The sequence below is a fragment of the Dokdonella sp. genome (assembly GCF_051958935.1).
In the GTDB taxonomy this organism is placed as follows: Bacteria; Pseudomonadota; Gammaproteobacteria; order Xanthomonadales; family Rhodanobacteraceae; genus Dokdonella_A.
This window is the reverse complement of record NZ_JBQCFP010000136.1, coordinates 20,742-35,903: the sequence shown is the minus strand read 5'-3', so window position 1 is coordinate 35,903 and position 15,162 is coordinate 20,742. Positions and strand designations below refer to the sequence as shown.

The window sequence follows — 15,162 nt, the reverse complement described above, 5'->3', positions numbered from 1 at the left end:
TCGCCGCGATCCGCTATTCGGCGCAGCTCCTCGCCGAATCGCCCGAGCTCTCGGCCGAGGACACGCGCCCCGTCGACATCAACAACACCCCCCGCCCGCGCCCCAACCACGTCGTCGAGAACACCCGCCCGCTCTCGCGGCGGGCGCGCTCGCCCCCGGAGACGATCGACCTCAATGCCTGGGTGCTCGCGTTCGTGGAGGACTACAAGCAGTCGAACGACCTCGGCCAGGACCAGTTGCGCGCGGTGACCCACAACCGCACGCTCGAGGCGATGGTCGACCCGCAGCATCTGCAGCAGGTCGTGTGGAACCTCGTGCAGAACGCACTGCGCTACGGCCGGCAGCCGAACCAGCCGGCGCGGGTGAGCGTGGTCGCGCGGCTCGCGGTCGAAAAGGGGCCACCGCTGCTCGAGGTCATCGACCGCGGACCGGGCATCCCGCCGAAGGTCGCCGCGCAGATCTTCGAGCCGTTCTACACCACGCACGAGTACGGCACGGGCCTCGGCCTGTACTTGGCCAAGCAGATGAGCGAGGCGAGCCAGGCCTCGCTCGAATACGTCCCCGTCGCTGGCGGCGGCGCCTGTTTCCGCATCACCTTGACGCCCGCGGGTGCGCTGCTCGCTTCACGCATCGCACCGCAATCCGCTTGATGATCGGCTTGGCGCCCGGCCTGACAAGCGGACCGACCACCGGCCTGAAGGCCGCCTTAGCACAACCAGCCGGGCTTTGCCTTGTGCTGCCGCGCGATTTACCCTTTGCGCAGCCTCCCGCCCCTTCGCGACCGATTCCCACGGCATGAGCAAGCACTACGCACTGGTCATCGACGACGAACGCGATATCCGCGAGCTGCTGACGCTCACCCTCGGCCGCATGGATCTCATCGTCGAAACCGCCGCCACGGTGGCCGAGGCGCGCCAGCGCCTCTCCGAGCGCCGCTACGCGCTGTGCTTCACCGACATGCGCCTGCCGGACGGTTCGGGCCAGGAGATCATCGCGCTGGTCGCGGCACAGTATCCCGAGACGCCGATCGCGATGATCACCGCCTACGGCAATGTCGACGCGGCCGTCGACGCGCTCAAGGCCGGCGCGTTCGATTTCGTGTCCAAGCCGGTGGACATCAGCGTGCTGCGCCGTCTCGTGCAGACGGCGCTGAAGCTGTCCGAGGAAAAACGCGCCGAGCAGTCGAACAGCGGCAGCAAGCTGATCGGCGACTCGGCACCGATGAACGACCTGCGCGCGACGATCGCCAAGGTCGCGCGCAGCCAGGCGCCGGTCTACATCGCGGGCGAATCGGGTACCGGCAAGGAACTCGTCGCGCGCCTCATCCACGAGCTTGGTCCGCGCTCGTCGGCGCCGTTCGTGCCGGTCAACTGCGGCGCGATCCCGTCCGAACTCATGGAAAGCGAGTTCTTCGGCCACAAGCGCGGCAGCTTCACCGGCGCGCAGACCGACAAGGACGGCCTGTTCCACGCCGCGCAGGGCGGCACGCTGTTCCTCGACGAGGTCGCGGAGCTGCCGATGCACATGCAGGTGAAGCTGCTGCGCGTGATCCAGGAAAAGGCCGTGCGCCCGATCGGCGCGCGCGCCGAAGTCGGCGTCGACGTGCGCATCCTGTCGGCCACGCACAAGAACCTCGCGCGGCTGGTCGAACTCGGTTCGTTCCGCCAGGACCTCTTCTACCGCATCAACGTGATCGAGCTGAAGGTGCCGCCGCTGCGCGACCGGCGCGAGGACATCCCCAAGCTTGCCGGCCGCGTGCTCGAGCGACTCGGCAAGGACAACGGCATCGCGCCCGCGCGGCTCGAACCCGAAGCGCTGAAGGCGCTGCTTTCCTACGACTTCCCGGGCAACGTGCGCGAACTCGAGAACGTGCTCGAGCGCGCCGTCGCGCTGTGCGAGAACAACAGCATCGGCATCGGCGACCTGCGCCTCGCCGCCGGCGAGCGCGCCGCGGGCGCGGCCGCGGAAGGCTGGGCGAACACGCCGACACCGCAGCCCGGCAGCGCGCACGCCGAACCGCGCCAGCCCGCGAGCTTCGCCGCGGAGCCCCCCGAAGACGAGGGCTTCCCGAGCGATCTCGCGGCCGCGGTCGCCGAAACCGAGCGCGCGGCAATCATGAAGGCGCTCGAGGCGACCCGCTGGAATCGCACGGCCGCGGCGAAACAGCTCGGCCTCACCTTGCGCCAGCTGCGCTACCGGCTCGAGAAGCTCGGCATCGAGTGAGGCATCGCCCCGGCGAATCCGCCTCGCGACGGCGTTGCCGGGCGATTGCCGCGATCTTCCGCCCCACGCGGCGCATTCGTATATTGGTGGCCTCTCTGCTGCACGAGGCCACGCATGAGCCGCTGGAAAGCCGCCGCCATCCACCTGTCGATCAGCGCACTGATCGGTTCGATTTCGGCCGCGCTGATCTTCCTGCTCTGGTTCCCCGCGCCGTACAGCCACGCCGCGGGCGCCGACCGGCTCATCCTGCTGCTGCTCGGCGTCGACGTCGTGCTCGGCCCGTTGCTCACGCTCATCGTGTACCGGCACGGCAAGTGGGGCATGCGCTTCGACCTCGCGGTGATCGCGCTGCTGCAGGCGAGCGCATTCGCCTACGGCATGCACGTCGTGCTCGAATCGCGCCCGGTCTTCGTCGTCGGTGCAATCGACCGCTTCGTGCTCGTGCCCGCCGACGCGCTCGATCCGAAGGATCTCGCCGAGGGCCGCGAACCTGAGTTCCGCAGCCTGTCCTGGACCGGTCCGCGCCTCGTCAACGCGCTGCGGCCCGAGGCGGCGGCGGACCGCAGCGACCTGCTCTCGAGCGGCCTGGCCGGCAAGGACATCGAGAAATTTCCGAAGTACTACGCGACGTACGCCGGGCACCATGAGGGCCTGCTCTCCCGCGCGCACGCACTGGGCGCGCTCGACGCCAAGCCGGGAGCGACGACAGCAGTCGACGCATGGCTCGCCGACACCGGGCACCATCGCGAGGACGTCGTCTGGCTGCCGCTGGTGGGTCGCGACGCGGATATGACGATGCTGCTGGACCGCCACGACGGTCGCCTGCTGGATGCGTTGCCGATCGATCCCTGGTAGGCCGAAGCGCTATCCGCTGCACGCACGGCGTGCGGCGCATCGCGTATGCTGGGAAAAAAGTCGGGGGTTTCCATGACGCATGTGGTTCGCGAGCCGCGCTGGCTGGGTCCGGCGGCCTTGGTCGTTTTCGCGCTGTCCGGGTGTTCGGGGCTGATCTACCAGTCGATCTGGACGCAGTACCTCGGCCTGTACCTCGGCCATGCCGCCTACGCGCAAAGCCTCGTCCTGGCGATCTTCATGGGCGGCATGGCGATCGGTGCCTGGTGGGCCAGCCGCCGCAGCCAGCGCTGGCGCAACCTGCTGTTCGCGTACGCCGCCATCGAACTCGTGATCGGCATTGCCGCGGCGGTATTCCACCCGGTGTATTCCAGCGTCACCTCCTTCGCCTATGCGACGGCGTTCCCCGCGCTGCCGGCCTGGGCCGTACAGGCATTCAAATGGACCAGCGGCACACTGCTGATCCTGCCGCAGGCGATACTGCTCGGCACGACGTTCCCGTTGATGACCAACGGCCTCATGCGCCGCCTGCGCGGCCATGATGGCGCGATCCTGGGCGGGCTGTACTTCACCAACAGCATCGGCGCCGCCGCCGGTGCGCTGCTGGCGACGTTCGTATTGCTGCCGGCCATCGGCATGCCCGGCGCGATGCGCTTCGGCGCGGTGCTCAACGTCGTCGTCGCATTGGCCGCCTTCCTGATCGGCCGCCGCGCCGGCGTCCTGGACGTCACAGCACCCGCCGTGAGGGATACCAGCGCGCGCAGCGGTACGTCGCGCCTCCTGCTCGTCGCCGCATTCGTCACCGGCGCGACGTCCTTTGTTTACGAAATCGGCTGGGTACGCATGCTGAGCCTGGCGTTCGGCAGCACGGTACATGCATTCGAGCTCATGCTGGCCGCCTTCATCGGCGGCCTCGCGTTCGGCGGGCTGTGGATCCGCCGCCGGATCGATGCCTACGCGGAGCCGATCCGCGTAGGCGGCATCGTGCAGGTGCTCATGGGACTCGCTGCTCTCGCGAGCCTCGTCGCCTATGATCACACGTTCGACTGGGTCGCCTGGCTGCTCAAGTCGCTCAATCGCAACGACAACGGCTACGTGCTCTACAACGTGGTCACGGCGTCGGTGTCGATCTTGATCATGGCGCCGGCTGCATTCTTCGCGGGCATGACCCTGCCACTCTTCACGCTGTCGCTGATCCGTGCGGGGGGCGGCGAAGCGGCGGTGGGCCGCATCTATGCCGCGAACACGGTCGGTGCGATTCTCGGCGTGTTCGCCGCCGTGCATTTCCTCGTCCCGGTGCTCGGCCTGAAGCTCGCCATGATCATCGCCGCGGCAGGCGATCTCGTTTTGGGCATCGTGCTCCTGAGGAGATGGAGCTCGAGCGCGGACAGCGTCGACTTCGCCTACCTGGGGACATTGGCGACGAGCGGCATCGCACTCGCGGCGACGCTCATGCTCGCCCGCTTCGATCCGGGCGCGATGGCGAGCGGTGTCTATCGCTCGGGGATGGCGCATATCCACGACACGCGTGGCGAGAAAGTCCTCTACTACCGGGACGGCAAGACCGCCAGCGTCGCCGTCATCCAGTCGTCCGACGACAAACGAGCGATCAAGACCAACGGCAAGGTCGACGCCGGGCTCGGCATGGGCACCGAGCCCGGGCCCGACGAGTCGACGATGATCCTCGCGGCGGCAGTGCCCCTGCTGCACCATCCACACCCGGCCAACGCAGCCGTGATCGGCTTCGGTTCGGGGCTTTCGACCCATACGCTGCTCGCGGACCCGCGGCTGCAACGCGTCGACACCATCGAGATCGAGCCCGCGATGATCGAGGGAGCGCGTTTGTTCGGCAAGCGCGTCGAGCGCGCCTACGCCGATCCACGCTCGCATCTGCACATCGAGGATGCTCGAACCTATTTCGCGGCCAACCACGCGCGCTACGACATCATCGTCGCCGAGCCATCAAACCCGTGGGTCTCGGGCGTCGCGAGCCTGTTCAGCACGGAGTTCTACACGTTCATTCCGCATCACCTCGCGCCCGGCGGGCTGTTCGTGCAATGGGTCCAGTTGTACGAGATAAACGACGAGCTCGTCGGCACGATCGTCCAGGCCCTGTCGACCCACTTCCGCGACTATCGCGTATACCTTGCGAACGACGCCGACATGCTCATCGTCGCGAGCGCGGATGGCACTGTCCCGGATCCGAATCCGGCCGCCCTGACCAACCCGGTCCTGCGCGACGAACTCGCCAGGGTGAATCTTGGCACGCTGCCGGACATAGAGGCGCACGCGCTTGGTCGGCGCGACACGCTCGCCAGCCTGTTCATCACCTTCTCCCGTCGCGCGAATTCTGACTACTTCCCGATTCTTTCGCTCGAAGCGCCGCGCACCCGCTACACCGCCGAGCGCGCGGCCACCATCAAGGAAATGAGCGTTGCCGACCTGCCGTATCGGGAGATCGTGGCGGGCCTGCCGACCTCGACGGCGGCAGGTATCGCCGATGAGGAGTCCCTGCGATATGCGCGCAGCGTCCACCACGCCGCGCGACTGTCGACTGCGCTGATGCGCGAGGAGACCGTGTCCGCGTCGGACGCCGAAACGGATTCCGCCCCCGTCGCGTTGCTGCGCGAAGCGGTCGCGCAATGTCGGCACACCGGCGATCCGGCCACCCCGATGTCGACGCTCGTCGACATCGCTGCGCGTACGCTGCCCTTCCTGCCGCCGGAAGAAGGCAAGGCGTTGTGGACCCATCCGACCTGGATTCATTGCAATGATCAGGCGCCCGCGATTCGCGCGTTGCTGGACGTCATCGCCGCGCTTGCGGCTCGCGATGGCGCGGCTGTGCAGCACAATGCGCTGCAACTACTGGCACGCGACGGCGCGGTTCGCGCGGAGGGATTGCGCGACTGGCTGTTGCGCGCAGCGATGCTCGGTGCATATGAGAGCGGGGACTTCGCCGCAGTGGAGCAGATCGAAGCCGACTATGGTCGATCCATCTCGTCCACGGGTTCAGACCTCTACTACCGCACCTGGGTCCGGAATGCGGCACGACTCCAGATGGGCCGACCCTAGCCTGATGTCGAGCGGACAGTGATAAGCGAGGATTGTCATATTCGGACAATCTCCGCAGCAACCAGTGTCAACCTGAGAACGTCGTCGCAGGTCGAAACATCGGTTTGTCGAACCACGTCACGAGTCCGCTACGCTACCGCTGGCACGGAAGCTGCTAATCTGAACACGCGAGCCGTCGATCGCCGGCAAGAGCGATCGCGGAAGCGGGCCCGCCTGGTTAGGTTGGCGGCTCTAGGGGCAAACCGTTTCACCCATTCCAGAGGAATCACCATGAAGATGATCCAGAAGGGCTTCACGCTTATCGAACTCATGATCGTCATCGCGATCATCGCCATCCTGGCCGCGATCGCGCTGCCGGCGTATCAGGACTACACGATCCGCTCGAAGGTGTCGGAAGGCCTCGTCGGCGCCAGCGCCGCCAAGGTGTCCGTGTCCGAAGCGTTCCAGAGCGGCGGCATGACCGGTCTCGCTGCGGCCGCGGCCGAATATGGTCCGGGCAACGCGTCGACGTCGTCGAAGTACGTCAACTCCATTGCCGTCACGCCTGCCGACGGCATGATCACGATCGACATCCGCGCCAATGCCGACAACGGTATCCCCACGAGCCTTGACGGCAACACCTTGACCCTGACGCCGAACCTCAAGAACGGCGCAGCGTACGAATCCCTCAGCGACGACGGCAAGGGCGCAATCGACTGGGGCTGCCAGTCGGCGACGTCGGTCACGTTCGGCAAGCGCGGCTTCACGGGTGGTACGGCTGGTACGCTGCCGGCAAAGTACTCCCCGGCTGAGTGCCGTTAAGCATCTCGAACCGATTCTTTCTGGATCGGAGCGATGCGCTAGACGAGGCCCCGCATCGCGGGGCCTCTTTTTTGGCGAGTCTCGTTTGCAAGTTCCATATGCGAGCCAGGGGGCCGGCATGTCGACGCATACACGTGGCTTCACATTGATCGAACTGATGATCGTGATCGCGATCATCGCCATCCTGGCGGCGATCGCCCTGCCGGCGTACCAGGACTACACGATCCGCTCCAAGGTCAGCGAGGGGCTGGCGGGAACGAATGCGGCGAAAGCCGAAGTGGTGACCTCGTTCCAAGCGAACGGGCCGAATGCGCTCGCTGGCGTCGCCGAGAGCTACCAGCCAGGGAACGCGAGCACGAGCAGCAAATACGTGCAGTACATCACCGTCGACGACACGGGTGTCATCACGGCGGTCATCGCAGCCAATGCGTCCAACGGCATTCCAACGAGCCTCGACGGCATGACGTTGCGCCTGACGCCGCAGATTCACCAGGCTGGCGGCTACATCGCGCTCGACCCCGACGCGCGCGGCGCGATCGACTGGTCCTGTGCGTCCGCGACGCATGCGACTGCAGCGGCCCGCGGCATGCTCTTCAACGGCGGCACGCTGGACGCGAAATACGTACCGACCGAATGCCGCTGAGCGGTATCGGGTGATCGATGCGTCGCTGGTCGGTTGACCCAGCGGCGCACATTCCGGATTGCCCGACGGCGCCTCGACGGCATAGTCTGGGCAATGCCGTCTTTCATGCAGCGCCCGTCCAGCGCGTTCCTGCTAGCAGTCGCCCTCGTCGGGACCGGCCTCGTCTACGCTCCGGGCCTCACCGGCGGCTGGTTCTTCGACGATTACCCGAACATCGTTCGCAACCCGGACGTGCAACCGACGCGATGGGGCGTCGCCGAACTCGTCGGCGCTGCCCTGTCGTCACCGGCGAGCGACCTCAAGCGCCCGCTTGCCTCGCTGAGCTTCGCCGCGAATGCAGCCTTGTTCGGTCTCGAGCCCCTCGGCTGGAAGCTGACCAATCTCGCGATCCACCTCGCCAACGGCTGGCTCGTCTTCCTGCTCGCGCTCGCCTTGTTCAAAGCAAGTGCACTGCGTGGACGCGCAAACGCCGACGCCGAGCGTATGGCTGCCCTCATAGCAGCCGCCTGGCTGCTGCTGCCGATCAACCTCACCGCCGTGCTCTATGTCGTGCAGCGCATGGAAAGCCTGGCCAACCTGTTCGTGCTCGTGGGCCTGCTCGGTTACGTGCATGGCCGCCTACGCATGCAATCGGCCGACGACGGGGGGTTCAGCAGGTGCGTCGCGAGCCTGCTCGGCGCGACCGCAGCCGGACTGCTCGCCAAGGAAACAGCGATCCTGCTGCCGCTGTATGCCGCGATCGTCGAAGCCGTGTTGTTCCGCTTTCGCACCCGAACGCGGCGCGACCGGCGCGTGGTGATACTGTTCGCGGCAGTGCTGGTGCTGCCCGGCTTGGTCGGCGCGGCGGTGCTCGTGCCGTGGCTTGCCGACGATGCGACGTGGGCGACGCGCGACTTCACGCTCGCCACGCGACTGCTCAGCGAGGCGCGCATCGTGACCGGCTACGTCGTCTGGACACTGCTGCCGTTGCCGCGGGAGCTGTCGTTCTACCACGACGACTTCACCGTCTCGACCGGGCTCTTCGCGCCTTGGACGACCGCGGCCGCCATGCTCGCGCTCCTCGGGTTGGCGGCCGCGGCGTGGCATCTACGCGACCGGCTGCCTCTGGCGAGCATCGGCATCGCGCTCTACCTCGGCTGCCACCTGCTGACCGGCAGCGTGCTTCCGCTCGAGCTCATTTATGAGCACCGCAACTATTTCGCCAGCTTCGGGCTGCTGCTCGCGGTCGTGCCGGCGCTCGCGGCACCATCGCGCGCTTGGCCACTTGCGACAAGGATCCTGCTCGCAGCGTTGCTGCTCGGATGGTCGGGGCTGACACTGGCCACCGCGTACGCATGGGGCGATCCGCTGCGGCTCGCGGCCGAGCTCGCCGCGCGCGCACCCCATTCGCCCCGTGCGCAGTTCGGCTATGGCCGTGAACTGCTCGCCCGCAGCGGCTACGGGGAGCAGTCTCCGCTGCTGGCCGAGGGCTTTGCCGTGCTCGAACATGCGGCGGCGATGCCGGGCGCATCGGCGCTTCCCGAACAGACGATGATCCTCACACGCAGCCTCATGCGCACGCCCGCAGACGATCGCTGGTGGGACTCGCTCGTCGCCAAACTCGCTGCGCGCGCGCCGCGCACCGAGAACGTCGATGCGCTCGGCGCCCTCACGCGCTGTGCCCGCGACGGCAGGTGCGAATTGCCAGCGGCACGCATGGACGAAGCGTTCGACGCGGCGGAAGCGCACCTGCCGCGCAACCCCAAGCTGCTGGTCGTGCACAGCGACTGGGCATGGAACGTCGTCGGCGACCGCGGACTCGGCAAACGTCTCGTCGAAGAAGCGGTGGCCGCGCATCCGGGCGATGCCGAGGCGCGCATCACCCTCGCGCACATGAATCTGGTGCTGCGCGACTTCGATGGGGTGCGCCGGCAGATCGAAGCCCTCGAGCGCATGAATACGGCCGGCCGGCTCGATCCCGCCCTCGACGAGCTGCGCCGCCTACTCGGCGGCCGCTGAGCACGCATCGCGCGATTGCGCGGTTTCTGGCCGCCTGCGTACACTCCCCACGCCCGAACGACGGATCGACCATTGCCCGACCGAATGCCGCTTCCACTGGTGAGCATCGGCATGCCGGTGCGCAACGAGGCGCGGTTCATCGACGCGAGCCTCGCCGCGCTGCGCGCGCAGGACCATCGGGACCTCGAAATCATCGTCTGCGACAACGCGTCCGACGACGACACGCCGTCGATCTGCGAACGGCATGCACGCGAGGATCCTCGCGTGCGCCTCGAGCGATCCCCGCACAACATCGGCGCGATCGCGAACTTCCGCCGTGCGTTCGAGCTGGCCCGCGGCGAATTCTTTATGTGGGCCGCCGGACACGACCTGTGGAGCCATGACCTGGTGTCGGCCTGTGCGACGCGTCTGCGAGCCGATGACGGCGCCAGCATCGCGTTCGCGCAATCGTGCTGGATCGATGCCGAAGGCGGGGCACTCGCGCGCACCTCGGGCTGGACCGATACCCGCGGGATGGCGCCCGTCGCGCGCTGGATGAACGTGTTTTGGGGCAACATGCACCCGATCTACGGCCTCATCCGCAGTTCCAGCTTGCGCGCGTGTGCGCCAATGGAGGAGCGCGTCGGCGCGGACCTGGTCCTACTCGCCGAACTCGCGCTGCGCGGAGACTTCGTGCATGCGCCGGGGCCGCTATGGTCGCGCCGCGAGTTCCGCAGCGAAACCGCCTACGAACAGAAGCTTGCGCGTTACGCATCCGCCGCCAACCGGATCGCCGGCACGCCGCTGCGGCGCCGCTTCCCGCTGCTCGGCTTGCCGCTCGCGCTCGCCGCCACGCTGCGTCGTGCCGACCTGCCGCGGCCCGACCGCTACGCCGCCCTGGTCGCACTCGCCGGCGCGCTGCCGCTGCGCTACCGCGTCGGCCGGCGCATGCACGGGTCCTGATCCGCGCATGGACGCGCCTGCGGCGAGGGCCATCGTGCGGCGGAGCATCGAGGCGGGCCGCTGGATATTCGGGCCCGCTGCGCTGGCATGCCTCGCACTCGCCGCGTGGCATGCAAGGGACACGATCGGCGCGACGCTGGCGGGCGCCGAGCCACTCACGCTGCTCGCCGCAATCGCCCTGTGGGCGTTGTCGCATGCGTTCGCGCCGGTCACCAGCCGCATCGTGCTCGGCAATCTCGGCGTGCACATACGCTACCGCGAATTGCTCGCGATCCACGTCTCCCGGCTTCCCGCGCGCTACCTGCCCGGGGGTATCTGGCACACGGTGTCGCGCGTGGTCGACCTGCAACGACGTGGCGTCGGCCGCGCCGAACTCGCGGCGATGGTGCTGGCGGAGAACATCCTGCCTCCGGCGACCGCCGGCATCCTCGGCGGCGTGCTGCTGTTTGCCGCCGGCGTCGCGCGCACTGCGGCGCTCGTCGCCGTGGCCGCCGGTGCGGCATTGCTCGTCGTCGCGACCGTACTCTCGCGGCATGCCGCATTGCGCCGCCATGCGAACCTCGCGCCGCGCGCCCTTCTCCGCGCAGCCGGCGCGTCCGCCGCCTTCTGGTGCATGGCCGCGGCGGCGTTCGCGCTCTACTGGCTCGCCTTCGCGGATGCCGGCGGCGAGCCGCTCGGCGCGATCGCGGGCGTGTACCTCGTCTCGTGGGCGGTCGGTTTCGTCAGCTTCTTCGCGCCACAGGGGCTCGGAGTCTTCGAGGGCGTCGCCGCGCTGTTCCTCGCTGACAGCATCGGCCTTGCGGATGCCGCGGTACTGGCGGCAGGGTTCCGCGTGGTCGTGCTGGCCGCCGATCTCACCGCCTGGTCGATTCTACAAGCATGGCGTGGCGCAAGGCGCGCACGCCTGAATTGACACCTTCTCAGCGCAACGGCTCTAATCGTGTGCGGCCGCGGCACACGTCGAACGCACGCCGGCCGCGCGCACACCGGGAGTCGGCATGAAGGCAGTCATTCTGGCCGGGGGACTCGGCACGCGCATCAGCGAGGAGACGACGGTGCGGCCCAAGCCGATGATCGAGATCGGCGGCATGCCCGTGCTGTGGCACATCCTCAAGATCTATTCGCACCATGGCATCCAGGATTTCGTGATCTGCCTCGGCTACAAGGGCTACCTGATCAAGGAGTACTTCGCCAACTATTTCCTGCACATGTCCGATGTCACGATCGACTTGCGCAGCAACAGCATGGACGTCCACCACAAACACGCCGAACCCTGGCGCATCACGCTCGTGGACACCGGACACGACACCCAGACCGGCGGACGCCTGCGGCGCGTCGCCGGTTACCTCGACGACGGTCCGTTCTGCTTCACCTACGGCGATGGCCTCGCCGACGTCGACATCGCCGCTTCGATCGCGTTCCATCGTGCCAAAGGCACGCTCGCGACGATCTGCGCGGTGCAGCCGCCGGGCCGCTTCGGCGCGCTCGATATCGAGGAAGAACGCATCACGCGCTTCGAGGAGAAACCTTCCGGCGACGGTTCGTGGATCAATGGTGGCTTCTTCGTACTCGAGCGCGGCGTGCTCGACTTCGTCGAAGACGACGACTGCGTCTGGGAGCGCGAGCCGCTCGAGCGCCTTGCGCGCGAACGACAGCTTTCCGCCTACGTGCATCGCGGCTTCTGGCAACCGATGGACACGCTGCGCGACAAGATCCGGCTCGAGGATCTATGGCAGCGCGGCGTGGCGCCGTGGAAGGTATGGAACTGAGACGGCTATTCGGCGGCGTCTGGCCCGGCACCCGCGTACTGGTCACCGGCCATACCGGCTTCAAGGGTTCCTGGCTCTGCCTCTGGTTGCGCGAGATGGGCGCGGATGTCTGCGGACTCGCGCTGCCGCCCGACACGACGCCTTCGCACGCGCGCCTTCTCTCGCTCGATCTGGATGAACATCTCGTCGACCTGCGCGACGCCTCGGCCGTGCGTGAGGCCGTCGCTCGGACGCGCCCGAGCGTGGTATTCCACCTCGCCGCGCAACCACTCGTCCGCCGCGGATACGAACAGCCGCTCGCCACGTTCGACGTCAATGTGCTTGGCCTGGTGCACCTGTTCGAAGCGCTGCGCGCATGCGATTCGGTGCGCGCAGTCGTCAACGCGACCACCGACAAGGTCTACCGCGAACCACCGCCCCGCGATGGCTACGCCGAAGATCATCCGCTCGGCGGCCATGATCCGTACAGCGCGTCGAAGGCGTGCGCCGAGCTCGTGTCCGATTGCTACCGCGGCAGTTGGTTCGCATCGGCCGGTGTTGGCGTCGCGACCGCGCGCGCGGGCAACGTGATCGGCGGCGGCGACTGGGCCGGGGACCGGCTCGTCCCGGACCTCGTGCGCGCGGCCGCCGCACACGCGCCGCTGCGCATCCGCCATCCGGACGCGGTGCGACCCTGGCAGCATGTGCTCGAACCGCTCAGCGGCTACCTGCGACTCGGCCAGGCGCTGCTCGCCGGCGACGACGTGGAGGGCGCATGGAACTTCGGACCTGCCGAGGACGCGACGATCTCCGTCGCCGAACTGGTCGCGCGCATGCAGGCGCATTGGCCCGGCATCGAAGTCGAGGCAACCAGCGGCGCGCATCCGCGCGAAGCGCCGCTGCTCGTGCTCGACTGCGGCAAGGCCCGCCGCAGTCTCGGCTGGCGGCCGGTCTGGGACGCCGAAACCAGCGTGCGACGCACGATCGATTGGTACCGCGACTTCCACGAGCGCGGCATGGTCGACAGTCGCAGCGATCTCCAGGCCTACATTGCCGCCGCGCGCGGCGCGGGCCTCGGCTGGGCGGCCTGACCGTGCGCATCGTCGACACGCCGCTCGCCGGGCTCGCCGTGATCGAAACGTCGCCGGTCGCGGATGAACGGGGGCGATTCGTGCGCGTCGCATGCGAAGAAGTACTGTCCGCGCTCAAGCCGGGCATCCGGTTCGTGCAGGTGAACCTGTCCCGCACACTGCGCCGCGGCACCGTGCGCGGCATGCATTTCCAGCATGCACCCCATGCCGAGGCCAAACTCATCCGTTGCCTGCGTGGACGCGTCTTCGACGTCGCCGTCGACCTGCGCGCGGGATCGCCGACCTTACTGCGCTGGCACGCCATCGAACTCGATGCCGCCGTGGAACGCGAGGTGTTCATACCCGAAGGCTTCGCGCACGGCTTCCAGGCGCTCACCGACGAGGTGGAGCTCTTGTACCTGCACACACGGGCGTGGCATGCCGCAGCGGAAGGCCGGCTGCGGCCCGATGATCCGGCAGTCGCAATCGAATGGCCACTCCCGATGACGCTGCTCTCGCCGCGTGACCGCGAGGCGCCGCTGCTGGATTCCACCACCTTCCGCGGAGTCGACGCATGAAGTGCCGGTTCTGCGCCGCTTCGATCGACGAGTCCGCACCGGACACGCTGTTCCTCGACCTCGGCACCGCGCCGCCGTCGAATGCGTTCCTCGCGCCGGCGCAGCTGTCGGCTGCCGAATCGTACCTGCCGCTGCGGCTGCACACCTGTCCGCGCTGCCTGCTCGTGCAGATCGACGAGATCCAGCCGCATGAACGGTTGTTCGCGCCGGACTACGTCTACTTCTCGTCGTATTCGCGCTCGTGGCTCGAGCATGCGCGCACGTTCGTCGAACAGGCCACACGCGAACTCGATCTCGGCGGCAGGAACCTCGTCGTCGAGATCGCCTCGAACGATGGCTACCTCCTGCAGTACGTCGCGGCGAAAGGCATTCCGTGCGTCGGTAGCGAACCGACCGCGGGCACGGCCGAGGCAGCGCGCGCGAAGGGGGTGGACACGATCGAGGCGTTCTTCGGAGAACGCTTCGCGCGTGGATTCATCGCCGAGCGCGGCCGGGCCGACCTCGTCGTCGCGAACAACGTGCTCGCCCATGTGCCGGACCTCAACGATTTCGTCGCCGGCATTGCAACGGTGCTCGCGCCGGGCGGGGTTGCTTCGGTGGAGTTCCCGCACCTGCTCGAACTCGTCTTGCAGCGACAGTTCGACACCGTCTACCACGAACATTTCTCGTACTTTTCGCTGCACGTGGCGCGCGCGGTGTTCGCGGCACATGGCTTGTGCGTCCACGACGTCGAGCGCCTGGCGACCCATGGCGGATCCCTGCGGCTGTGGGCGAGCCACGCCGATGAGGCGCGCGCGGAGTCGGCGCGCCTGCATGACGTCCTCTCGATGGAGCGCGCCGCCGGCATGCTCGACTTGGCCTGGTACGGCCGCTTCCAGCACGAAGCCGAGGGCGTGAAGAACGACCTGCTGCGCTTCCTGCTCGAGCAGCGGCAGGCGAGCCGCGCGGTTGCCGGCTACGGCGCGGCGGCGAAGGGCAACACCTTGCTGAACTACGCCGGCGTCCGGCGCGACCTGCTGCCGTTCGTCGTGGATGCGTCGCCCCACAAGCAGGGGCGCTATCTCCCCGGATCGCGCATCCCGGTGGTCGCCGAAGCGCGGTTGCTCGAGGCGAGACCCGACGTCGTCCTGATCCTGCCGTGGAACCTGCGCGCGGAGATCGTGGAACAGCTGGCCTACATTCGCGATTGGGGCGGACGATTCGCCGTCGCCGTGCCCCGCCTCGACGTGTTCTGA

The 15,162-nt window shown here is 67.8% G+C and carries 13 protein-coding genes; all 13 read left to right on the top strand.

The window, feature by feature from the left end; all coding sequences use genetic code 11:
* The coding region (locus ACTHK2_RS13700) for a sensor histidine kinase (RefSeq protein WP_440246272.1) at positions 1-650 on the top strand (650 nt) is incomplete at its 5' end.
* A 145-nt stretch (positions 651-795) separates the two neighbouring features.
* Entirely contained in the window at positions 796-2,223 is a 1,428-nt protein-coding gene (locus ACTHK2_RS13695) for a sigma-54-dependent transcriptional regulator (protein ID WP_440246271.1), read from the top strand.
* 114 nt (positions 2,224-2,337) lie between these two features.
* A complete protein-coding gene (gene tfpZ, locus ACTHK2_RS13690) occupies positions 2,338-3,078 on the top strand; it encodes a TfpX/TfpZ family type IV pilin accessory protein (RefSeq protein WP_440246270.1) in 741 nt (246 codons plus the stop codon).
* Positions 3,079-3,150: 72 nt separating this feature from the next.
* Positions 3,151-6,147 (top strand): spermine synthase, encoded by a 2,997-nt coding sequence (locus tag ACTHK2_RS13685; RefSeq protein ID WP_440246268.1) that lies wholly within the window; start codon positions 3,151-3,153, stop codon positions 6,145-6,147.
* 276 nt (positions 6,148-6,423) lie between these two features.
* Positions 6,424-6,948 carry a pilin gene (locus tag ACTHK2_RS13680; protein ID WP_440246274.1) on the top strand — a complete coding sequence of 175 codons (525 nt, stop codon included), beginning with the start codon at positions 6,424-6,426 and terminating at the stop codon, positions 6,946-6,948.
* 118 nt (positions 6,949-7,066) lie between these two features.
* A complete protein-coding gene (locus ACTHK2_RS13675; RefSeq protein ID WP_440246267.1) occupies positions 7,067-7,591 on the top strand; it encodes a pilin in 525 nt (174 codons plus the stop codon).
* Positions 7,592-7,696: 105 nt separating this feature from the next.
* The gene (locus ACTHK2_RS13670) at positions 7,697-9,589 is read left to right on the top strand and encodes a hypothetical protein (protein ID WP_440246266.1); all 1,893 of its coding nucleotides are present in this window, start codon (positions 7,697-7,699) and stop codon (positions 9,587-9,589) included.
* 84 nt (positions 9,590-9,673) lie between these two features.
* Positions 9,674-10,531 carry a glycosyltransferase family 2 protein gene (locus ACTHK2_RS13665; RefSeq protein WP_440246265.1) on the top strand — a complete coding sequence of 286 codons (858 nt, stop codon included), beginning with the start codon at positions 9,674-9,676 and terminating at the stop codon, positions 10,529-10,531.
* Between the two features lie 7 nt (positions 10,532-10,538).
* Positions 10,539-11,444 (top strand): lysylphosphatidylglycerol synthase domain-containing protein, encoded by a 906-nt coding sequence (locus ACTHK2_RS13660; protein WP_440246264.1) that lies wholly within the window; start codon positions 10,539-10,541, stop codon positions 11,442-11,444.
* 85 nt (positions 11,445-11,529) lie between these two features.
* Positions 11,530-12,300 (top strand): glucose-1-phosphate cytidylyltransferase, encoded by a 771-nt coding sequence (gene rfbF, locus ACTHK2_RS13655; protein ID WP_440246263.1) that lies wholly within the window; start codon positions 11,530-11,532, stop codon positions 12,298-12,300.
* The gene (gene rfbG, locus ACTHK2_RS13650) at positions 12,291-13,370 is read left to right on the top strand and encodes a CDP-glucose 4,6-dehydratase (RefSeq protein WP_440246273.1); all 1,080 of its coding nucleotides are present in this window, start codon (positions 12,291-12,293) and stop codon (positions 13,368-13,370) included. Before rfbF ends, rfbG begins: the two co-directional genes overlap by 10 nt.
* Before the next feature lie 2 nt (positions 13,371-13,372).
* Positions 13,373-13,927: a dTDP-4-dehydrorhamnose 3,5-epimerase gene (gene rfbC / locus ACTHK2_RS13645; protein ID WP_440246262.1), complete on the top strand. Its 555-nt coding sequence runs from the start codon at positions 13,373-13,375 to the stop codon at positions 13,925-13,927.
* Positions 13,924-15,162, top strand: coding sequence for a methyltransferase domain-containing protein (locus tag ACTHK2_RS13640; protein ID WP_440246261.1), 1,239 nt, complete (start codon positions 13,924-13,926; stop codon positions 15,160-15,162). The genes rfbC and ACTHK2_RS13640 overlap by 4 nt, the downstream gene beginning before the upstream one ends.